At 66.7% G+C, this 22809-nt stretch carries 8 protein-coding genes; 3 read left to right on the top strand and 5 right to left on the bottom strand.

Annotated elements, in window-relative coordinates; all coding sequences use genetic code 11:
* Nucleotides 1-18 precede the first annotated feature (18 nt).
* From drmC to drmD, 5 genes are read right to left on the bottom strand one after another with little or no spacing between them, the layout of a single operon-like run.
* A complete protein-coding gene (gene drmC, locus ACQP2T_RS06495; protein ID WP_433515285.1) occupies nt 19-771 on the bottom strand; it encodes a DISARM system phospholipase D-like protein DrmC in 753 nt (250 codons plus the stop codon).
* Nucleotides 768-2699: a DrmB family protein gene (drmB, locus tag ACQP2T_RS06490; protein ID WP_433515284.1), complete on the bottom strand. Its 1932-nt coding sequence runs from the start codon at nt 2697-2699 to the stop codon at nt 768-770. The genes drmC and drmB overlap by 4 nt, the downstream gene beginning before the upstream one ends.
* Complete coding sequence (drmA, locus tag ACQP2T_RS06485; protein WP_433515283.1) at nt 2700-6578, bottom strand: DISARM system helicase DrmA; 3879 nt, start codon at nt 6576-6578, stop codon at nt 2700-2702.
* Entirely contained in the window at nt 6575-10699 is a 4125-nt protein-coding gene (locus ACQP2T_RS06480; RefSeq protein WP_433515282.1) for an Eco57I restriction-modification methylase domain-containing protein, read from the bottom strand. The genes drmA and ACQP2T_RS06480 overlap by 4 nt, the downstream gene beginning before the upstream one ends.
* Nucleotides 10696-13845 (bottom strand): DISARM system SNF2-like helicase DrmD, encoded by a 3150-nt coding sequence (drmD, locus tag ACQP2T_RS06475; protein ID WP_433515281.1) that lies wholly within the window; start codon nt 13843-13845, stop codon nt 10696-10698. Before drmD ends, ACQP2T_RS06480 begins: the two co-directional genes overlap by 4 nt.
* Nucleotides 13846-14012: 167 nt before the next feature.
* Between drmD and ACQP2T_RS06470 the strand changes: the two genes are divergently transcribed.
* From ACQP2T_RS06470 to ACQP2T_RS06460, 3 genes are all read left to right on the top strand, one after another.
* On the top strand, nt 14013-14363 hold the full coding sequence (locus ACQP2T_RS06470; RefSeq protein WP_433515280.1) for a hypothetical protein: 351 nt from the start codon (nt 14013-14015) through the stop codon (nt 14361-14363).
* A gap of 881 nt (nt 14364-15244) precedes the next feature.
* On the top strand, nt 15245-18139 hold the full coding sequence (locus ACQP2T_RS06465; RefSeq protein WP_433515279.1) for a hypothetical protein: 2895 nt from the start codon (nt 15245-15247) through the stop codon (nt 18137-18139).
* A 35-nt stretch (nt 18140-18174) separates the two neighbouring features.
* Entirely contained in the window at nt 18175-22785 is a 4611-nt protein-coding gene (locus tag ACQP2T_RS06460; protein ID WP_433515278.1) for a DEAD/DEAH box helicase, read from the top strand.
* Nucleotides 22786-22809: the final 24 nt, after the last annotated feature.

The raw sequence follows: 22809 nt of genomic DNA, 5'->3' as shown, positions 1-22809 counted from the left end.
GAAACTCCAGGTAGTGGCTTACCGTAATCGCTCGAGGATTCCCTTCGCGCGTAGCTCAGCAATGTGTTCGGCGGCGCGGAGCGGAGCGGTGCCACCTCGTACGAGCAGCCCGGCCTCAATGTTCTTGGCGACTCCTGACTGCGTCAGGTTCGCGCTGGAGACCAGCAGTGTCCGCCGATCGGCCACGGCGAGCTTGGCATGCATCTTGGCTCCCGCCTCATCGCGCTTGCTCAGCGGCCAGTGCCACAGCTCTATGCCGGCCACCGAGGCGAAGGCTGCGGCCGGCTCGCCGCCGCTCATGGCTGAGCCCGCCCCGGCTAATGTCTCGACGACGACGGTCACCGTCACCCCGCGACCGACCGCCTCCGCGAGTGCGGCCAGCACCAGCTCGTACGGCTTGGCGGAGTACGTCATCATGGCCAGTTCGTACCTGGCCTCGGACACCACCTCGGTCAGCACATTGCCGGTTGCCCGAACGGGCACGGGTAGCGTACGCGGGCCTGTCCACACAGCTTCCACCCGCACGCGGTCGGCTTGTGCTTCCAAGCCTGCGGCGAGGCCACGAAGGTAGGCGGCCAGCTCGCCGCCTGTCTGACCGGAGTCCAACACCTCCGCGGCCACTTCGGCGAAACCCGTGCGCGGCACGGCGGCGAGGATGGCTTCGCGATGCCAGTTCTCCTCTATTCGGGCGGCGAGCAGGCGCAGGTCACTCGCGCTCAGGCGGCTCGCCGCCCGAGCGATCGTGCTCTCCGCCTTCGCTCTCTCCCTCATAGCAATCCGGCGAAGAGAGCCAGCTCAGGTTCATCAGCGAGCGGGACGACGAAACGGCGGTCCAGGTAGCGGTTGCCTCGCTCGCAGGTCGTCTCCGAGACGAACAGGCAGACGTGGCAGGCCGCTCCGTGCAAGAAGTCCGCCGGCGCCTGCGGGGTCCGCTCCGCGCACAGCGGGTCGGATGAGCAGTGCCGTGCGTCGCGCAGAGCGCCGAACGTGAGCTCGACCAGCCTGTCGGGCTCGGCGAGGGAGACGAGGCCACCGAGCGTGCCCTCCGAGTCCGGGACGGCGGTGTAGATGAGGATGCCGCTGCGAGGATCGTCCGCGGTGCCCGCGTAGATGCGCTCCGACAAGCTCGCCGAGCTGTAGCCGCACTGCAGCGCAATCGTGCGGATGAGCAGGTGGGAAAGGGTGTGGAGCGCGTAGAAACGCGGTCCTGGCCAGCCGCGTGCGGCGTCGAAGTTTCCTTTGATGCGATCGGAATACCGATAACTGCGGAATCGGGTGTACGCCTCCAGGTGCTGCGTCATGGCCTCGGACTCGATGACCCGTTCCTCCCAGCCACGCAGCAGATCCTCTGGCAGGCGCAGGAAGATCCCTTCGCCGCGTACCTGGCTGGCCGGGACCCAGAGCGGTTTGGATCTATTCAGGGGTGCGCGGGTGACCAACTCGGGATCTTCGGGGTCAGGGGCGTCCAGCCGGGTGAAGCCGATCAGCGCGCGGACCTCACGCAGCCTCTCGACCTGGAGCACGTCGGCGTAGACCTCCTTGAGCCTGCCGGGAACCTCGTCGAGCCGTCGCACGGTGAAGTCGTCGTTCGGCTCGGGCAGTTCCTCGGCGGAGAACACCTCCCATTCCGGCGAGCGCAGGTCCGGATAGGCCGGAGGCTTCTTCTCCGTGCCACCCGCCTCGATCGCGCGGCGGCGTTCGGTGGCCTCCCAGACATCCTGGTCCGACCACTTAGCGAAGTGGTCACGCATGGCGGGCAGGTTCTCCCTAGCCCAGGGATACATCGGCAGGATCAGCGGCTTGATGGCCTCCCAGTGCCTCTCGACCATGGTGTCGATGGCCTTCGCACCGGTCTGGGGCACGGCCAGCGCAGCCAGCGTTTGCGGAAACCACTGGTTGGACGCGCCGACCACCAGCACGTGCAACTGCCGGTTGCAGCCGCCTTCGTCGAAGCGGGATAGGTGTGGGTGCCTGCCTCGGCAGCGCGGCAGCTGATCCTGCCCGCGGCGCCCCAGGACAGCGCGGATGTTGCGCTTCTCATCGCAGTTCGTGCACCTGACCTCGACATTGGCGCCGAGATTCCCGCCACGGTCGGTCATCTGAAGTGTCGGGTGGCTGACCTTGGCGCATGGCTGCCCGTGATGGACGAACTCCACGTAAGGGAAGTCGTCCAGGTGGCCGCCGGTGCAGGCAAGCACGAAACGTGCCGCCACGGCGAGCGGTTTGCGTCCCTTCCGCTTGCGGCCGCAGTTGTCATGGAAAAAGCGGGCCTCATGCGGCTTGCGCGGCTTGTCGTTCTCGAAGCCGAAAACCTTGGAGTCGATGGGTGCGAGGAGTTCGCACGCGGTGCAGCGCATCCATCCAGGGAACGGGACGGTGGGCACGCCGACCTTGGAGGCCGGGCCGGACGGCTCGCGTTCGATACCGGCGGTCCAGGGGGCGGGGCGAAGTTCCTTAACCGAGCGGAAATCCAGACACTCCGGATCGCCTTTGCGGTGAGGAAAGGACTGAATCGCCGCGAGCAATCGAGGCTCGGCGAGAGCTTGCCAGCCGTACGCGCCCTCGTAGCGCCAATCGTCCAGCCCCGAGATCAGAACGGAGAAGTTGGGCAGGTCGACGAGGGAGCCGACACCGCTGGTGAACATCAGGTGGCTGGGGCGCACCGCTCCAGCGCGTACCCGGTATTTGTCGCCGGCCATCTACTTGGTCACCTCTCCCAGCTCGTCACCCTCAGGTATGTCCGTCGGATCCTGTTCCGTGTCTGACATGGTGAACGACCAGGCCGGAGCCCCATAGAGTGGTGCGAAGATCTGCCCGCCTCCGGGGAGGATCAGATTGATCTCGTTTTCCGTCTCCCGCATCGACTGGCCGACGGTGAGGTCGCCCCACTTGCCGTCACCGGCCAATTCGAGCAGTCCGACGAGCGGCTGCTTCTTGTAGGTTCCCTCTCTGTAGCCGAGGCGGGTGGAGCCGGTCTTCTTCAGCGTCCACAGGTCGATGATGACCTTCAGCCGTTCCAGCAGATACTCCCGGGCCCTGCCCTCCCCCACGGCTTCCGCCCGAGCCAGGAACCTGCTGGTGATGGCCTGGACGATCTCACCATCCAGCGGGACGTCGTGCGCGTCGAGGTCACGCGAGTATCCCTCGGCGGCTTGGCGCACTGCGGCGACGAAGGCGGCAGTGGCGCCACGGTCGAGCGCCCGCCGCGTGAACGGCGTCACCGATAGCGCCTCGACCTGGCGGTAGAAGGTGGCGTGGTAGTGCTCGAAGTCCTCGAAATGGGCCAGGTCGCGGGGCCTGGACCAGTTGTACAACGTGAGCACCAGACCCGGCCTGTCCGAGTCACGTCCGACCCGCGAGGAGGCCTGGATGTACTCGGCGGTGTTCTTGGGCTGCCCGATGACCATCATCAGGCCGAAACGGGAGACGTCCACGCCGACCTGCAGCATGGAGGTCGCCAGCGCGACGTCTACGGGCAGGCTGCCGTCATCGTTGCGATCCGCCCATTTCCTGGCCAGCGGGTGGGGCTTGCGGCGCTTGTCGCGGTCCTTTTCCTTGAGCACGTCCGACCATTCCGCGGGGATCTCGAGGCGGCGACGCGAGGTGTCGAGGTCAGGGTTGAAGCGGTGCTCCAGGCGGCGCAGCACCTCACTGATGTCTCCGGACGAGATGCGCGACGTGAGCTCCTGTACGGCGAGCATCCCCGTCTTGCTCGCGATCCGGTTCGACAGTCCCTTGAGCCTGCCATGCCGGCGTACGCGCGTGGTGACGTCGTCGTCGACGTAACGCCGCATCCCGGCGAGTTCCCTGGTGGCGTTGAAGTAGCCGACCAGCGTCATATAGGGGTCGGCGGGAGCCCCGTACTTGTCGAAGAGGGTCTGCCCCGCGATCAGCAGGATCTCCGCCAGGCGGATCTCGGCAGACTTGAGCCGTACCCCGTGCGCGCAGAGACCGAGGTAGCGGCGGCCGGGGTGCTTGCGAGAGAGCGGGACCTGCCGGGAGAAGAAGGTGTCGCCGATGTCGATGACCTGCGGCGGGAAGATCGCCAGGTCCTTGCCGAACACGCCGAGCACCTGAGCCTTGGCCCGCTTGGTGGTGGCCGTCGAAGCGACGATCTTGGGGCCGGTCTCCTGGCCGTCCGGCAGTCGCCAGGTGCACAGCCCCGCGATGGCGGTCTCGAACAAGCCCACCGTAGTCCCAAGCGCTCCAGAGATAAGGTGCAGCTCGTCCTGGATGATCAGGTCCGGGGGCCGCAGCCGGGTCACGGGCTCGCTTTGTGGGACGGCCGCGAGATCGTTCTTCTTGAAGTGCCTGTCGCCACAGTCGGTCTTCAGGTCCAGGTCGTCGTGGCGGTAACCGTGCCGCGGGCACCTCCGGGAGACCCGGCCGAACAGCAACCCGGCATAGCCCTTCCAGGGCAACTGTGCGAGCTTGTCGACGGTCGCGATGACGAGGCTGGGCGCGTAACGGTAGATCTCCTCGTCGATGGTGAGGATCGGGAGGCCCTCGCGGTGGACAGCCAGGGCCGCCTTCAGGTCGTCGCCCTCGCGGCCGGCGAACAGCTCGCGCAGCATCGCGTCCTCGCCCCGCTTGGAGAATGGGCAAGGGTCGTCGCCCTCTCCGCGACGGCAGTAGAGCAGGACGCGGCGGCGGTCGGTGTCTGGGTGAAGGTCCTTATGACCGGCCAGCTCCTCGCCGCACCACGGGCAGGTCAGGGTCTGCAGGACGTTGGTACGTTTACCGTCGCCTGCCTGTCTGGCCTCGTCGATCTGGTCGATCGCCTCGCCGAACCAGTTGGGGGAGACACCCGCGCCCACCCACAGGCCGATCCGGAACGGCTCGGCTCCCCAGGCCGCCGATTCCTTCCTGCGCAGCACCTCGGCCGCGCAGATCAGCGCTGCGGCGCGCTGGAACTGCTGTGCGGTCAGGAGCCGCAGGGTATAGCGCATGAGCACGGCCACACCTGCCGACCCGTCCCGGGTGTCCGCACCCGAACCGATCTTCCCCTGCAGTCTTCTGATGGCGAGTGTGAACGCGGTCAGCCCCAGGTACGCCTCGGTCTTGCCACCGCCGGTGGGGAAGAACAGCAGGTCCACCAGTCCCGTACGGTCCGCCGCCCGCTCCGCGTGTCCTGGATCGGCCAGGGCCGGCAGGTTGAGCAGGACGAAGGCGAGCTGGAACGGACGCCAGGACGCCTCGCCCGGACCGCGGCTCTCGACCTCGGCCAGCGCCTGCTCATACCCCCAGCCTTTCTCCTGCCGGAGTTTGGCGGCAGTGCTGTGGCGGCGCTGATCGGCCATGGCCGAGTTGGCGAAGCGGAAAGCACGGAGTGCATGCTCATGGCCGGGATGGCTTGGATCGGTCAACAGCTCGACGCCCTTCTGAACGCGCTGGGCGATCAGCCTGGCCTCGAAGACCGCCTTCTCCGCAGTCTTGCGCAGGGCTTCGGGCACGTCGTCGCGGTGCTCCTGGGTGTCGAGCCAGGCCAGGTAGCCGTCCGCCAGTGGGGACAGACCCTGCTTCAGCCGGTCGAGGTCTGCCGTGGCCAGCTTGTCCATAGAGAGCTCGACGCCGCCGAGTCCGTCGCTTGCGGCGATCGTGGCGGGCACGTCGTGGTATGGGATCCAAGTGGTGACCAGCTCGTTCGCGACACGCTCGTCGTCACGCACCTTCGCGTGCACCGCTATGTTGCGCCCGGAGGCATAACGGCGGTGGTTGCGATAGAGCAGCCGCAGGTGCTTCTCCTCGAAGTCCTCGCTGCCCCACTGGCTGTCGCCGTCAAGGGGATCGTCGATCGGCAGGAAGATCGCCGCGTGTCCGTCGAGTGCACGGACCCGCAGCTCCGCCTGGAACAGCCAGGCTGCGTCGGGATTGCTCTCCGGCTCCGGCTGCGCGTTGACCAGCGTGAGCTCCACGATCCGCCGGTCGTTGAGCTGCGACCGCACGGCCACCGCCAGGTAGACCCCCTGCTCGCCGCCAGTCAGCGGCACGTGGTAAGTCGACTCCCCGTCGAGGCGGATCTCCTTGTCCGCGATGATCGGTTCGCGCGCCCAGGTGCTGACCTTCTTGCCGCCTTCGAGCTCGATCTCCGTCTTGGTGTACCGGCCCCACGAGGTGGTAACCGAGACGGCGTCCACGCCGGTTGGGACCGCAAAGGACAGACCCATGGAGGAGGCCCAGATGCGGCCCAGGTTCTGCGGGGTCAGCTTGTCGCTGAGCTCGGCGTCGCGGGCGTCGCCGCTCACCCCGGTCTCGGTGTCGGGTACCTCGCCCGCCTCTTCCCGCGCCGACTTCGGCGTGTGCTTCGAGCCGAGCATGCCCAGCAGGTACCGCTCCCGGGGACCCGCCGCCCGATGCGAGAACGCCTCCAGGTCACCGCCCCATGGGCCGAGCAGGTCGAGCCGGACCAGCTTCTCGAACTCCTCGCGAACCTGGAAGGAGTCAGCCTCCGCGAACTGCTGCGGGGCGTCAAGGGGCACGCCGGGGGCCTGCTCCGGCACGGCCAGCGCGGGGGCGAGGTCGAGTGTTTGCTGCCTGTTCCCCAGGTCGGGGAAGAGGTCGCCCTGGTCGTCAATCAAAACAGGCGTCCTTCGGGTTCAGCCTTCGCCGGCTTGTTTGCGGCTTTCGGGCGGGGGGCCTTCTTTCCCGGCTTGTCGTGCAGGCCTGCCTTGACCTCTTCGGCGTAGCGGGCGCGGTTAAGCTCCAGCAGGCGATCCACGAGCTCCCTCTGGACTGCCGGGCCTACGGTGAAGCGGGTCTCGCGAGCTACCGGGTGGTGGCCGTGAGCGAGCTTGTCCAGCAGATCAGTCCAACCGTAGGCACGGCAGACCGCTTCGTCGATGGCGACGTGGATACGGCGGAGTTCGGCGATGTCGTCGTCGGTGTTGGCCGGGTTGTTGACCATGTTGTAGGTGGTGGTGAGTCCGGCTTGGCGGGAGAGCATTAGGTCGCGGCGGTAGGTATCGAGGCGGGCGCCGAGGTCGCGCATCTCCTGGGTGAGCTCGGGGAGGGGCAGGGTCTCGAACACGTCGGAGGGCGAATAATTGATGTCCGCCTTCATCGTGGACGAGCGTGCGCGAGTCCACCAGTAATGCGGGGCGCTCGACAGCATGGCGAGCATGGCCGTGTCATCGGTCGCGAAGACACCGAGTTTATGCGCGAAGACCTGCCCGGTCGGTACCATCACCGGCATCACGACCTTGCTCACGAGCGTGATCACAATGACCCGCTCGAGACTAGCGATAGCACGGTACAGGTCCACCGTCGGCCGCTTATATTGCCACCATCGCTCACGAACCTGTTTATTGGCGTTCTGAGCACGCTCCGGCTTGACGAGCTTGACCACCTGCTCATAACAGTGCGGATATTTCTTCGCCTCAGATTCGGGCCAGTCCTTGAAGTTGATGATCCAACGGCTAGCGGAGCAGTCAGGCCGCGAATTCAGATCCTGTCCGTTCAGATACGGAAATAGGATCCCCCTATTGCGCTCATCCTGCCGGATGAGAGCGCTAACCTTTTCAGGCTCCATAGTGAAGCCCATTCCCAGCACATAAGTACCGAAGATTGCGATGCCCGAACTGGCGACCAGGCGATGCGGGTTTCCTACAACCCGGGACTCTGGGTCGAGCGACGGTGTTATACCCGAGACCTCCACCTCGTCCGCCATACGCGTCGCCGCCTCCCCTAGTGCGGCACAACTGCTCCACACCACGCAATACTCCAGCACCGCACTCGACGAGGGCCAGGGCTTGCTCTTTACCGACTGCCGGATCGTCACCCCAGCCGCAATGAGCCGGTCCAATCCCACCTCGCGGGTATCGCCCTGGGCGAGAGTATTGGTGGCGATAAGCCCAGTTTGCCCAGCCCCGTTGAGCAGAGCATGCGCCCTCAGCAAGAAATAGGCCACCAGGTCCCCGTTACCCTTCGCCCCCCGGGCGATCGCCGTGACTAGGTGCTCACGATAAGCTGGCCCACTCGAACCGCTAATCTTGGACCCACCTAGAAAAGGCGGGTTGCCAATTATCGCATCAAATCCAGGCCCGTTCAGACGCTTTCCATCGAACACCTCTGGAAAGGTCAGCGGCCAGTGAATTGGATGTCTGTCGAAATATCCCGTGACCCGATCGGTCTCCAGCCATTCCTTTCGCTGAACCCGCTCCTTCAGCATGCTCTCTGGGTCGTGCCGCACGCTGGCACTCGCCAGCGCCGACGCCTTCAGCGACGCCGCGTCGAACCCCCGGGCCCGATCGCCATGCCCCGGCACCGGATGGTCCGCCGTCAGCCGCCCTTGCTCGACCGCGTGTGCCAGCGAAGCCCCCACCAGCAGGTCCGCGAATGACCGTACCTGCGCGGTGTCCAGCTCGATCTGCCCGAGAATGCTCCGCTTCCTGGCCAGCGCCCCAAGCGGATCGTCCTCATCGACCTCAATGCTGGTCAGCGCCCGCCGCCGCTCGGCCACGTCTCCCAGCAGCGACCGCACGTCCTTGGTGAAGTCGACCGCGACGTCCTTGTAGAGCTTGCGCCCGCGACGAGGATCGAGATGCATGTACTCCAACTGCTCCACCGAGGTGATCCCGAGCAGTGAGTCGCCGGCAACAAGCCGGTCGTCGAGGAATGTGAACGGCCGCCGCGGGTCCATGGAGACCAGCCACAACGACAGCTTGGCCATCTCCACGGCCATCGGGTTGACGTCCACCCCGTACAGGCAGTGCTCGATGACCTGCCGCCGGGCCTCGATCACGACGGGATCCTCATCAGCCTCGAGCGCGCGGTCCGCCGTGCCGGAAACGTAGACAGCAGCGCGCTCGTCACCGGCGCGCGACCACGCCTCCACCAGACGATCCCCCAGATAGCGGGCGGCGGCGACCAGAAAGGCGGCCGAACCCATCGCGATGTCGGCGACCTTGAGGTCGAGGATCTCTTCAGCCGTCTTCGGCACCCACTGGCTGCGGTCGGCGGTCTGGAGCGGTCCGACACGGTAGACCAGCGGCTCAAGCGCGCCCTCGGCGACCTGCTGGGCGAGGTCACGCGGCGTGTAATGGGTGCCGGTGTTCTTGCGGAGCGAGGATTCGGTGACGTACAGGGCGCCGGGCAGGATGACCGTGGGCTGGCCGCGCAGGTCGGCTCGGATGACCCCGTAGAACGGCAGCAGCCGCTCGGTCAGCTCGGCATCCCCCTTGGTGACCGCGAGCAGCTTGCTCCTGGCCTCCTCAGTCTCAACTGGGCCCATCGGCGCAAGCGCCTTCTCCACGGCCGACACGCTGCCGATGCCCGATTCCTTGTACTTCTCAGCCAGGTCACTAGACGAGAGCCGAGCGAGGTTGCGCAGTCGTACCTCTTCCTCCAGGCCCTCTGCGCCGACGAGGCCGACTACCACGTCAGTGGTGCGCAATCCCTCGTACGAGAGCAGGCCCTCGTAGACGTAGCCGATCTGCTCGACGTCGAGGGTACGGAAGCTGAGCTTGCGCCGCTCACCCTTCTTCGACTTGTCCCGGCTCTCGAAGTCGGGCACGTTCATGCTGCGGTTGGTGCGCTGCTTGCCCGCGCTGATCCAGACGTACTGCACGGCGCGGAGCATGTGCAAGACGGTGCGGTCGTCGACCGACAGCGGCAGCCAGGCATACAGGTCGGGGTCGAACAGCGAGCCGTCGTGCGCGTGCATGGTCAGCTTCGGATGGTCAACGCCTCGATAGACGGCGTTGCAGAGGGCGAGCAGCCGGTGCCAGGCGGCGTAGGTGTGCTCCAGCTCGGTCTCCGAGCCGGCGTTGGCCCGCTGCTCCAGCTCCTCACACAGCCTTCCGGCCGAGTACGCCCGCAGGTAGAGGTCGTTGTCGGCGGGAAGCAGGCCGCGTTCCTCGGCGAAGAGCAGGAAGACCACCCGCATCATGACGGTGACCGCACCCCGGTAGACATCGTGCGGTGTGACGTCCCTCCCCAGACCCGGACCACCACGGTCGCGATCGGCGGCGTCGGCCCGGCCGATGGCGGCGACGAGGAGTTCGACCGCCTGACGAACCTGGGAGCCGAGCCGCTCGGTGATGACTTCCTGGTTGTCCTTGCTGGCAGCGAGCAGCGCGGGCAGCGTCTCGTCTTCGGTGACGCCGAGGAAGCGCTCACGACCGAGCAGCGAGACGAAGGCGCGGACCACGACCAGCTCGGCCGCCTCGTTCCAGGCCATGGCGTCGAAGACCGCAGTGGTGGTCACGCTCTGCCGAGGCGCCCAGACCAGCGCCCAGCGCCGCCCGTCCGTGGCCAGACCGAGCGGCACGTCGTGCGCCCGGCACAGATGCGCCACGCGGTCAGCGGGGGTGGCCGCCCATTCCGAGCCGGGGATCCGCTTGACCGGGTCGCCCTCGCAGATCAGCCCGAGCAACCGTCCGTTCATTGTGAAGTCCGGCACGAGGGTGATGTCGTGCTCGGGCACAGCCACCTCGTACTTGCCAAGGTCCTCGGTCCGCAGCGCGTCACCCCAGCCGAGCAGGTCGTGCAGGACGTAGTCGATCCAGGCGGCCCGGTCGCCGGAGCTCTGCCAGGTGCTGTGTCGGGAACGCAGCCGTTCGCGGTCCTGCTTGGTGAGCGCGTCCAGCGAGGGCCAGGTCTTCCGCAGCACCGGCAGGCTCAGGAAAGGGCCGGAGACGTCGACCAGGCCGAGCCAGTCGAGGTGCTCCCGATTGGGGTCACGGGGCTTGCTGAACTTCATCGGGTGGCTGCCTCACGCTCGGGAACGACAAAGATCAACGCGACGGGGAAGGTGTGGGGACGGGGGTCGGCGTAGCGGGCGGCGATCACTTCCAGCTCGCGGTCGCGTTCGACGGCGAGCTGCGTTAGGCGGTCCTGCCACGACTGCCGGTCCCGGCGGTACTGGGCCAACTCGCGGGCGTCCTTGGTGATCTCGCTCAAGCTGATCAGCGCGTCGTCCTCGTCCTCGGCGAGCTTGCCGCGCAGCGTCGCCTCGAACTCGCTCAGGTTGGAGATAATCGTATTCTGCTCGGACTCCTGGCGCCGGGCGAGGACACCGGCAAGGGACTTCTCCCGGTCAGCTGAACGCGAGTAGACGGCGTCAAGCAGGCCCTCACGAGCGCGAGGCCAGGCTTCGGCCAGCCGGGAGCGCAGGTGAGCCGGGGCGGGGACACCTTCGGCGAGCGCGTGGTCGAGGATCTCCCGCGTCTGGGTCAGCGAGGCGGCGCGGGCGAACCAGGGGTGGCGCTCGCGCAGCCAACCGCCGCTGTAGAGGATCTCCTCGTGCAGCAGGATGCCGTCGCCGCCGGCCACGACGAAGCGCGAGTAGGCGCCGATGAAGACCCCTTCGAGGGAGGGGTGATCGCTCACGACCGCTGTCACGCGGTTCAGATCGATCTCCGGGTTGGAGACCGCGGCCCGCAACAGGCCGGTTGACATGGCCACCAGAGGATGGTTGAGGTGGGCGAGCACCACGTCGTCACGGACTCGGCCATCGGGATCACGGGTGGTGGCGGAGTCGAAGGTGATGGGCCTGCGCCGGGGCACGACGCCCTTGGCCAGGTCCTCGTCGGAGAGCTTCTCCAGCAGGCCAACGCTGCCTCGTTCCCAGGATCCAGTGAGGATCGGGACCTCCCAGAAGCCCTCCGCGAGATGCCGTTCGTCCACGTGCGGCCGCAGCGGCTGCTGGCGGGTCAACTGGAGAGCCGTGTCCACAACCCGCTTGACGTTGGCCGGCGTGATGCGCAGCTCGTCGATGGTGCGGTCGAGATTGGCGCGCAGCTTGCGCACCTGCTCGGGCAGGTCGTGCTCGATAGGAACCTCGTCCGGTGGCGCGTCCTCCTCGACGTGGTCGATGGAGACGTTCTCGCCGAGCAACCGGCGCTGCAGACGCTCGGAGATGACCGCGTTCACCGGGCCGAGGTCCTGGGTCTGCTGGGCGACCTTGCGTGCCACGCGGGACAGGAACTCGAGGTCGGCTTCATAGGTGTCGGTCGCGCCACCCTTGACCACGCCGACGAAGTGGCGGATCTCGGGGGTCTGGCTCTGACCGTACCGGTCGATGCGGCCGATCCGTTGTTCGAGCTTGTTGGGGTTGAACGGGATGTCGTAGTTCACCAGGCGGTGACAGTAGTTCTGCAGGTCGATACCCTCGCCCGCGGCGTCCGTCGCGAGCAGGACGCGTACCGGATGCTCCTCTGGAGCCTTCTGGAAGGCGCGCCGGATCTGCTCACGCTCCCCTGCCGGCTTCTGCCCGTGCATGGTCTGCACGGCGTCGCCGCTCAAACCTTCCTGGGCCAGCAGCAACTGCAGCCAGTCCAGAGTGTCCTTGTACTCGGTGAAGACCACGACACGTTCTGAAGACCAGTTGCTGCCATCCGGCATGCAGACCGCCTTCAGGTAGGTAATCAGCTCAGCGGCCTTCGCGTCCGGCAGGGTCGCGTACTGGCCGGCCCACGTGCGCATGCGGCGCAGCAGCTCGACCTCCTCGGGCGTGGCCCCGCCCTGCAGAGGATACGCGCGGGTCACCGCGTCATCCTCAGCCTCGGCAAGTTCCTCATCGCCGAGGCCAGCGACGTCCTCGTCGTAGTCTTCCATCCACTCCGGCATGTCGTCGCTGTCGGCCAGCGTCTCAACCCGGCTCTGGACGGACTCCAGGTAGACGTCGATGGTACGCGCGAACGCGTCAGGGCTTGAGAACAGCCGCTTCTTCAGGAGGAGGGTGACCAGGTCCGCCGCCCTGCGCCCGCGCCGTTGCCGCAACCGCGCTCTGCGGAGCTTGGCGAACTCCTTAAGCAATTCGTGGGCCTCGCGCTCGTCCTCGGGATACAGGACGGGGATCTCCTTAGCGACCCGCTTCGGGAACTTCTCCCTGCCGTTCTCGCGGATCTGGCTCTTCAGCCGCCGGACGACGCTCTCGTCCAGGGCGCTCCGCTTCGGCTTGACCCCCCGAGCGAATCTCTGGTCATCGAGGAGCTCCAGCAGCGCCGTAAAGGACGCCTCGTAGCCGTTGTGCGGGGTCGCTGAGAGGAAGAGGCGGTGCGTGAAGTGCGGTGCCAGCCCTCGGATCAGCTTGGTCTGCTGTGAGTCGACCGCGTAAGCCTGCTTGGGGGCGGCGGGGGCCACGTGATGCGCCTCGTCCAGGATCAGCAGGTCGAAGGTGCGCGGATAGGACGGGCCGTCGGCCGGCAGCAACTCGGCCAGCAGCCGCTGCGCCTTCTGCCCGCGCAGCCAGGGCAGGCTGACAATGCTGAGCGGGTAAATCTCGAAGGGGTTAGCGGCGCTGCCATACGAGCGGCGGACCTTGGCGCACCGATCGGTATCGATGACCGTGAAGTCGAGGCCGAACTTCTCGGCCATCTCCTCCTGCCATTTGATGGTCAGGCCGGCCGGGCAGACGATCATGATGCGCCGCCCGCGATGGCGCAGCAGCAGTTCCTCGGCAACGAGCCCGGCCTCGATGGTCTTGCCCAGGCCGACGTCGTCGGCGAGCAGCAGGTTGACCCTGGGGGCGTCGACGGCGCGGGCCACCGGCTCGAGCTGGTAGTCCTCAATAGCGACGCCCGAGCGGAACGGCGCTTGCAGTGTCTTGACATCAGCGCTCGTTACGGCCGACCAGCGGATGGCGTCGAGGAAGGCGGCCAGTCGCCCAGGCGAGTCGAAGCCCACGGACGTCACCTCAGGAAGCGCCCCGCTGGGCAGCACCTTGCCGCCGGGCTCGACCTCCCAGACGACGGTGAGCGTGTCGCCGTAGCGCCCGTCCTCGACGCTTTGCAGCGTCACCAGCGTGCTGCCCGGCCCGGGCTCCACCTCGCCGACCACCCAACGCTGGCCTCGAACCGACACAAGCCGGCCTATCTCCGGCCGCTCTACGGCAGTGCTCGTCACCGTCAGCTCCTCGTCCCAGGGGGACTATCAGTCTGGCAGAACAGAGGTTAGTACGTGTGCGGAATCTTACGGCCGACACTCGCTTACTGTCCAGATCAGGAAATATATTGTGCGCTGAGTTCACATGTGATTCTCTAGTAGCTACCTTCACCCCGGGGAGACCATCGATGATTCTCCGTTCGCTGGCCGTCCTGGTTCCGGCCTTCGCCACCATGTTGGTTCCGGCCACTGCGCACGCCGACAAGAGCTACACGGACATAGGCGATCAGGTGCTCCGCATCCGCCTCACCAAGAGCCCAGGTCTGCTGGCCCTCACGCACACGAGCGAGACCAACTTCATCGCCACGACCGTCAACTCGTCCGGGAAGCAGGAACAGCTCTTGGCCAACGAGATCGGCCTGTACAGGGCACTGTGCTCTATAACGGCGACGGCACCACCAAGAGCGTCGCTGCCTACAACTCTTCCTCGATGCGCAGGAGGCGAAACGACGCGCGTCGGACGCCCTGCTCCGTGGTGACGTGAATGCGGCCGAGACGATCCTCAACGCGGCCACCGACGCCATGGAGCGGAGCCCGGCCTGGGCACCCAATGCCGACGAGTCTTTGGCCGAGACGTGCGCTAGCACGCACTCGAAGTACGGCATGACACGGCTCGCGCCTCCAAGCAAGTTCGCTCCACATGGCACACGCGCCCCCGCAAGCGGGGCCGCTCCTACGACGACCGGGAAGGCGACTGCTGTGCGCTGCGGCGGCGGCTTCCGGCTGGATCGCGAAGAGTCCTGAGGCGATGCCATGCCATGGATCGCTCTTCCCATTCATTCTCAAAGCAGAGGATTGCTTGTGAATATCATCAACAACTGCTTTAATTCTGACCCATGCCCTTCCAACCGAGCCGTCAAGGCGAAACGTTGGAGAATGCGGTACGTCGGCATCGCGGGCTACTCGCGCCGCTCGGCTGCTGAATGACAGGCGGTGCGCTTCCATGTCTCCCCAAAGCCACGTGTCAGAAATATCGGCTATGGAGTCGGCCGAGCTTCTCGACCGACGCGAATCCGAATGGCGCCCCCTGCTCCCGACCGTCTCCCTGCTCACGGAGGTCGAGGTCGACCAGGACTCCCTCGATTCCACCGGCAAGGCGCTCGGCGCCCTGTATCAGCTGAAGGTGACGAAAGGGAAGCATCTCTCCCTTTTCGACCGATGGCCGGCCTGCGTCGCCGTGACCCTCACTGGGGTGGCGGTTCATCACTATCGACAAGGCACTTTCTGGCCTTATCTGAGGACGACGCTGGGTTACCGTTCGTTCACCATTCCACAGGACTCGACTGCGTGGGGTGTCGCGTATCTCGACGCTTTGAAAAGGTTCCGCCTCCCCCTGTTTCCCGAGCGGGAGCAGAAGTATGTGGGACCGATTCTCATGCATGCGGGCATACCGACCTTCTGCCTGGACGACTTCTTCGCTCTGCTCCTGCGCCGGCGCGCGCAAGATCCCGCGACAGACGCCGACGCGCTGCTCGCGTGGGCGACCGCGCGGGAGACGCGCCTGCACTCCCTGGACGTGCCCGCGCGCAGGTTCATCAGGAACGGCACCGACTTCGCCGTGGATGTGATCGACCGTTGCCTTGATCTGCTGGACCGCATGAGGTCACCCGAATCCGACCTCGGCGGTCTCGGCCTGCCCGTACGCTTCATCGAGCGAGCCCAGGAGCTGATCGAGCAGGGCCGACTGGACCTCGGGCGCGGCACGGCCACGCCCCCCCGGCTCACGCAAGTCGAGCGGCCCCGGCTGGCGCTGGACCCGTTCGGGCAGGGCGTTCAGATCGTGCTACCTCCCGTTGGGGAGGCTCCTGATGGCACCGCGCGCTGGAACGTTACAGTCGACGGTGTACCGAACCTCGTCAAGAGCCGACCCTTGTGGGTCGGCGCGGCGGAGGGAGCGCCGACCACGTCCTTCCCCCTGACCAGGCCCGCCCGTGTCGCGCAGATCTCCCTCCAGGGGACGGAACACGAGACGGAGATCGGCATCGTCGATTCCGGCGACCCGTTGCTGATCTTCACTGAAAGCGGCCGTCAGCTCCAGTCTCACCTCGGTGTCCCTCCGGACGCCGTCTGGTTCCTTCACCCCCGTGACAGGGAAGTGGTCGCCGACGCTCCGCCCCGCATCGTCGCAGAGAGCCCTCTGCCCGTGGGCTGGGACGGGTGGCGGCTGGCCCAGGTAGCGCTGGAGGGCGCGACGTGGGTCGCGCTTAGCGGCGACGGCGTCAGAAGTAGGCCGATCCGTGGGCACAGCAAGCCGCGAGTGATCACCGGCGATCCGGTTCCCGGTGTCACCACGCCGTACGGCTCGCCGGTCTACTGCGAGCCTCCCGTCGTGTGGCTACCTGCGGAAACGCCGACGACCTGGCTAATCGACGTCCGGTCGGCCACGGGCGACGAGAAATTCCTCACCCGCCGGTTCACGGTCGAAGAGCCCACGGAAATCTCCGAGGAGCTGTGGGCGGGCCTGCCGCGGCCGCTCCTTGGAGCCTTCGAAGTCACGGTACGCGGCCCGATTGGCCGCAACGCCCGCCGGACCGTCTCCATCGGCGAGGGGTTAGCCTTGCGCTGCACCCCACCGGTGCGGCTGTTCAACGGAGACGGCCTGGTCCCAGGAGAGGCCTCGCTGACCTGCGAGGCTGGCATGACCATTGACCGCCCTGCCATCTCCTACTCCCCCGTGGAGCGGGAACGGGTCGTCACTTGTACGACCTCGGGCGAGACGGAACCGCTCATCGTCGCCCCGCCCTCCATGCGGGTCCTCGTGGAGGAGGCGAGCAGCAGCCCCCAGTGGAACGCTGGCCCTGTGCGGCTGCACACGGAGGGCTTCGGCGACGCCGATGCGCTCCTGATCGAGGTGCCGGGCATCGACGCGCTCCCGCCGCTCCAGGTGCAGGCAGGGCGGCGGGTCATCCAGGAGATCGCGCCGTCCGGACGGGGCCGCTACAACTTGCGCCGCGCTCAGGACACTGTGCAGGAGTACCGGAGCATTGATCTGGTACTCCCACTCGCCAGCGTGCCCGTGCTCGTCGGCAGCGTGCGGCCTGCCCGGCTCGCCGCCGGCATGACTGCGGCCGGTAAGTCACTGCTCCTCGACGAGTGCGTGTGGGTGGAGAACCTGACCGCGGGCCTCTACCTGTGCACCGCCCCTTGGCGAGAGCCGGAGATCATCCCTGTGGAGAAGGACGGCTCTATACCGCTCCCCGATGACCTGGTGAACGCCGGACGCATGCACGTACGGCTGGCCGTCGAAGATCCCTGGGTCTCGTCCGAGTGGCCGCGATGGCCCCACCCCCGGGAGATGCTGGTCTGCGAGGCTCCCGGGCACTATGAGGGAGGCGATGCAGAGGACCTGCAGTTGTCCAGCTACCTGGCGGGGACGGACGCGTTCCCGGCGAAGGTGAGCCGCCTGGACCGGCTGTGGACAATCGTCGACCTGGCCAACCGCATCGACCATTCCACGGCGGGCCGCTGGATCGAGGACTCCGCGGCCCTGCTACGGAACCATCCCGAGGCGATCCGTTCCGTCCCGGATGCCTGCCTGCCCCCTGATCGCGCGGTGGTCGCCCTGATCACGACCGGCTTGGCAGCCTCGAAGGTGGATCACTGCGTGGCGTCCGACATCGCGCTGTGGCGCAAGGCTCCCGTGGCGGCCGCCCTGCTGACGGGGCCCCTGCTTGCCGACGCCGCAGAGGACTTCGACCTGCTGGCCGAGGTGCGTGCGGAGTGCGGCGAGTCAGCGCTCGCGATCCTCAGGGGAGAGGACGACCCCTATGCCTCAGCCGGCCTCTTCGACATGGGCGCGGAGCTGATGGCCCGTCAGGATCCGGAGATGCTCGAGAGCCTCTGGAGCGCCGCGCAAGTCGTCCCCTCGGCCCTGCTCGATGAGGACACCCGCGTGACGGCCGCGCGCCTGCTGTTCGACCAACGCAACTGTCGCGACGGCCGCAAACTCGCCGATCAGGCCGAGCGGGTCGTGCGAGAGGGGTTAGTGCTGCGTAACAACGAGTTCCGGGCTGTGGGCAAGTACGTGGCCGCCCGCTGCCATCCGAAGCGGCTGCACGGGTGGGTGTCGCTGCCCGCTATGTCGATCGCGCTCGCGCTCATCGCCCGCATGGCCGCGCATGGGCACGCGGACTGTCGAGTCCTGGAGGAACGCTTCCGCTTCCTCTGGCGGATGCTGGCCAAGATCGCGCCGGTCCTGACGACCATCGACCTGGTCCGCGCGGAACTCATCGTGGCTGCCCGGCCCGCCGACTGAATCTTCCTGATCTCCCCTGTACATCGGAGCTGACCGTGGATCCGCTGAAGACAAGCGCCCTCATCACGAACACGTACCGGCGTTACCTACGCTCGATCCTCCCCGTACGCGATACGAAGATCGCGCAGGCGCTGGCGGCCGAGATCACGGGCAGTCCGATGCTGACGAAGGGACCGTTGCTGGAGGCGACGCCGCCGTACCAGCCCGGGGCCACCCTCCGACAGCTCCTTGACGAGAACGTGCTCTCGCCCGCGTTCGAGAAGCTCGGCGGGCCGGCGCTACCGCTGGACCGGCCTCTCTATCTCCACCAGGAACAGGCAATCCGCAAGGCCACGAGCGGCAGGAACCTGGTGGTGGCCACGGGCACCGGTTCCGGCAAGACGGAATCCTTCCTCCTGCCCATCCTGAACGCGCTGGTCACCGAACACGAGAAGGGGAAGCTCACCCCCGGGGTCCGGGCACTTCTCCTCTACCCGATGAACGCCCTCGCCAACGACCAGCTCAAGCGTTTGCGCCTGCTGCTGGCCCAGACGCCGTTCATCACCTTCGGCCGGTACACCGGCGATACTAAGGAGCGCAGACACGAAGGACTCGCGCAGTTCGAGGAGCTCAACCATGGTCACAGGCGGCTGCCCAACGAACTGCTGAGCCGGGAGGAGATGCGTGCCACACCGCCGCACCTCCTCCTCACCAACTACGCGATGCTGGAGTACCTGCTCCTTCGGCCAGCAGACATGGAGTTGTTCGAGGGTGAGCACGGTGGGCGCTGGAGATTCATTGCCCTGGACGAAGCCCATGTCTACGACGGCGCCAAAGCCGAGGAACTCGGCATGCTGCTGCGCCGCTTGCACGACCGGGTGGCACCGCAGCAGCGGCTGCAGTGCATCGCCACCAGCGCCACGGTCGGTGACGAGCCGCAGGCAGTGATGGACTTCGCGACCAAGCTGTTCAATGTGCCCTTCGAATGGGCTGAGAATGACGCGAGTCGCAGGGATCTCATCAGCGCCACCCGCATCAGCATGCCGTCGGGGCCGTTCTGGGGACCGCTGTCGGCGCAGGACTACAAGGAGCTTGCTCGGAGCAACGATCCAGCGGACGATCTTTTCTGGCGTGCGGGCGAGCAGTACGCCAACGCCGCCGCAGGTCTCGCGCACGAGCACGCGATGGCGCGGTTCCGCGGCACTCTGGTCGCCGGGCCCCGGTCCTTCGACGACCTGGCCCAGGTCATCTTCGGCGGCCAGGATGACCCAGCCGGCGGGCTCGCCGCCCTGGTCGAGGTAGGCAGCCGGATCCACGACGCGGCCGGTGCCCCCGTCCTATCAGCGCGCTACCACCTGTTCGCCCGGGCAACCGAGGGCGCCTACACGTGTCTCACGTCCAGCGGGCCACACGTATCCCTGAATCGGCACGAATCCTGCCCGGAGTGCGCCGGCGCCATGTTCGAGATGGCCGGGTGCAAGCGCTGCGGCGCGGTCCACCTGATCGGCGCGATAGCGCTCTCAACCGGCGGCCAGATCTTCACTCCGCGTGTGGGCAACGACGGCGTTCGGACGTGGCTGCTGCTCGATGACGCTCCGGAGATAACAGACGAGGACGAGGTCACGCTGGAGGAGGCCTCCACCACCGAGAGCCAGGTGGCCCATCTCTGCCCCCGCTGCGGCGCGCTGCACGCCCAGCCGCAGCTCTCCTGCGGCAAGAACGGCTGCGCGGAGACTGCCCTGCGGCCGGTACGCAAGCTCAAGACCAAGGCCGCCTCTCCCAGCGGCTGTCTCGTCTGCGGCGGGCGGGGCGCCGAGATGATCCGGCAGTTCGAGAGCGGCAACGACGCCGCGACGGCCGTCCTGGCGACCGCGCTCTACCAGCAGATCCCGCCAGCGCCGAACGCTGAGATCGCCGACCACCCGGGGGAGGGCCGCAAGCTCCTCACCTTCAACGACAGCCGGCAGGCGGCGGCCTTCTTCTCCCCCTACCTTGAGGTCAGCTACAGCGAGGTGCAGCATCGGCGCCTCATCCTCCAGGGTCTGGACCGGGCGACCGAGGAACACCAGGACGTCAATCTCAAAACCCTTATCTTCCATGTGAGTCAGGTGGCAGAGCAGGCTGGTGTCTTCCCTGCGAAGGACGATGCGCCGACCCGGCAGCGCGAGGTGTCGCTCTGGGTGATGCGCGAGCTGCTCGCTCTCGACGAGCGCAAGTCCCTGGAAGGCCTCGGTCTCATCCGAGTCGGGCTGGACCGCGACCCTGGGTGGAGGCTACCGGCGCCGCTCCTCTCGCTCGGCCTGTCCGAGGCCGAATGCTGGGACCTGCTGGAAGAGCTCATCCGTTCGGTACGCAACCAGGGCGTGCTCACCATGCCGACCGACGTGGACGCCAGAGACGAGGCGTTCAAGCCGCGGACGGGACCGATCTACGTACGCAAGGACGGGGCGGAGGCCAAGCTCAAGGTGCTGAGCTGGCTGCCCACCCGGGGACGCAACCGACGGCTCGACTATTTGACGCGCCTGCTCGCGGTCCTGGGTTCCAACGCCGATCCGAAGGCCGTGCTCGAGGGCTGCTGGAAGTTCCTGACGAACCAGAAGAACGGCTGGCTGCCCAGCGACAACCCTCGTCGGGTCGGTGTGGTCCATCAGGTGGACCACAGCCGGATCCGCGTCTCTGCAGCCGATATGTCCTACCGGTGCGAGCTCTGCCGCCGTTTCACCAGCGTTAGGGTACGTGGCGTATGCCCGATGATGGGCTGCGAAGGCCACCTGGTCGAGGCCAAAGCCGATCCTGATGAGCACTACACGGTCCTCTATCAGTCGATGATGCCCATCCCGCTCACCGCACGGGAACACACCGCCCAGTGGACGGGCGAGGAGGCGGCCAACATCCAGCAGCGCTTCCTGCGCGGCGAAGTGAATGTGCTGTCGTGCTCGACGACATTCGAACTGGGCGTGGACGTCGGCGAATTGCAGACGGTGATGCTGCGCAACATGCCGCCCACGACGGCCAACTACATCCAGCGTGCCGGGCGCGCGGGCCGACGCGCCGACTCCGCGGCACTGGTCCTGTCCTATGCCCAGCGGCGTTCTCACGATTTGTCGCGCTATCAACAGCCTGAAGCGATGATCGCAGGCCAGGTACGCGCGCCGTACGTGCCGCTCGGCAATGAGCGCATCGACCGTCGGCACGCCCACTCCGTGGCTCTGGGGGCGTTCTTCCGGTACGCGAAGTCCACGAGCGGCGCAATATGGCGGACTGCCGGCGAGTTCTTCCGCCCGAACGGCGGTTCGGACGCGCCCTGCAACCGAGTGCTCGACTTCCTTAGCCCCGTACCCGCCGGGATCGCTGAGACGCTGCGCCAGGTCCCGCCTTCCGAGGTGCACTCCGAGATCGGGGTGGAGTCTGGAAGCTGGGTGATCGATCTGTGTGAACATCTGGAGAAGGTGCGCCAGGAGCTGGACCAGGACATCACCATCTTCGAGCAGAAGATCCAGGAGGCAATCGCCTCCAAGCGGTACGGCCTGGCAGACCGCTATCAGCGCACGATCAACACCCTCACGACTCGCAATCTCATCGGATTCCTGGCGAACCGGAATGTACTCCCGAAGTACGGCTTCCCCGTCGACACAGTCGAACTGCGCACAATTCACTGTGACAACCCCGTGGGCTCGAAGCTGGAACTCGCTCGCGATCTGTCCAGCGCCATCTACGAGTACGCCCCGGGCTCGGAGGTCGTTGCGGGCGGAGTGCTGTGGCGTTCGGCCGGCGTCTACCGCCTGCCGGGGCGCGAACTCATCAGCAAGCGCTACTACGTCTGCCGGAACTGCCAGCATTTCCGCCACGTCGAAGACGACCCAGATCCGATCTGCCCGGCATGTAAGACGCCCTCCGACTCGCCGGCACGGCAGTACTGCATCCCCGAATTCGGCTTCGTGGCCGAACCAAGGACGAGCAAGCCGTCCACCTCGCCGCCGAGGACGTCCTGGAACGGCGCCACGCTCGTCGTCAAACTCGCCGACGATCCCGCTCTCTTCCGCTGGCGCACCGCGAACGGCGTGGTCGTCCAGTGCCGCTCAGGAGCGAGGGGGGAAATGATCGCACTGTCCGAAGGCCCGATCGGATCGGGCTACGTGATCTGCGAATGGTGCGGCTGGGCGAGCGCGCACCTGGGCCGGCTGCCGAAAAGCCACACCAGCCCGCTGCGGCAAGGCGAGTGCACTGGCCCCCTGCAATGGCGCACACTCGCGCACACGTACGAGACTGACATTCTGGAGATCCGCTTCGAGGGGCTGAGCCGGCCGCGAGAGGGTTGGTTGTCCACCCTGTACGCCCTGCTCGAGGGCGCGACCCATGGCCTGGAGATCAGCCGGGACGACATCGACGGCACGATTCACGCAGGAGCGGACGGCCACACGAGCCTGGTCGTTTACGACAACGTGCCAGGCGGCGCCGGATCGGTGCTACGGATTGCCCAACGGCTAGACACCGTGGCGGAGACCGCGCTGCAACGTATGTCAACCTGTGAGTGCGGTGAGGAGACATCTTGTTATGGCTGTCTTCGTAACCGGCGCAATGAGCGCAACCACGAGCTTCTGTCCCGTGGAGCCGCACTGGACGTGCTGCGCATCCTGAGCGGCGACGGCCGCCTCCGAGCGGAGTAGATCGATAACGTGCACTGGACAAAC

The sequence above is a fragment of the Nonomuraea sp. CA-143628 genome (assembly GCF_050942315.1).
GTDB lineage: Bacteria > Actinomycetota > Actinomycetes > Streptosporangiales > Streptosporangiaceae > Nonomuraea.
The sequence above is the reverse complement of the archived record's forward strand: the minus strand, read 5'-3'. Positions and strand labels throughout refer to the sequence as shown.

What these genes read in the sequence shown, in the direction of transcription:
- drmC (WP_433515285.1), bottom strand. Translation starts at nt 771, where the DNA reads ATGAGGGAGAGAGCGAAGGCGGAGAGCACGATCGCTCGGGCGGCGAGC.
- drmB (WP_433515284.1), bottom strand. Translation starts at nt 2,699, where the DNA reads ATGGCCGGCGACAAATACCGGGTACGCGCTGGAGCGGTGCGCCCCAGC.
- ACQP2T_RS06480 (WP_433515282.1), bottom strand. Translation starts at nt 10,699, where the DNA reads ATGAAGTTCAGCAAGCCCCGTGACCCCAATCGGGAGCACCTCGACTGG.
- ACQP2T_RS06470 (WP_433515280.1), top strand. Translation starts at nt 14,013, where the DNA reads ATGATTCTCCGTTCGCTGGCCGTCCTGGTTCCGGCCTTCGCCACCATG.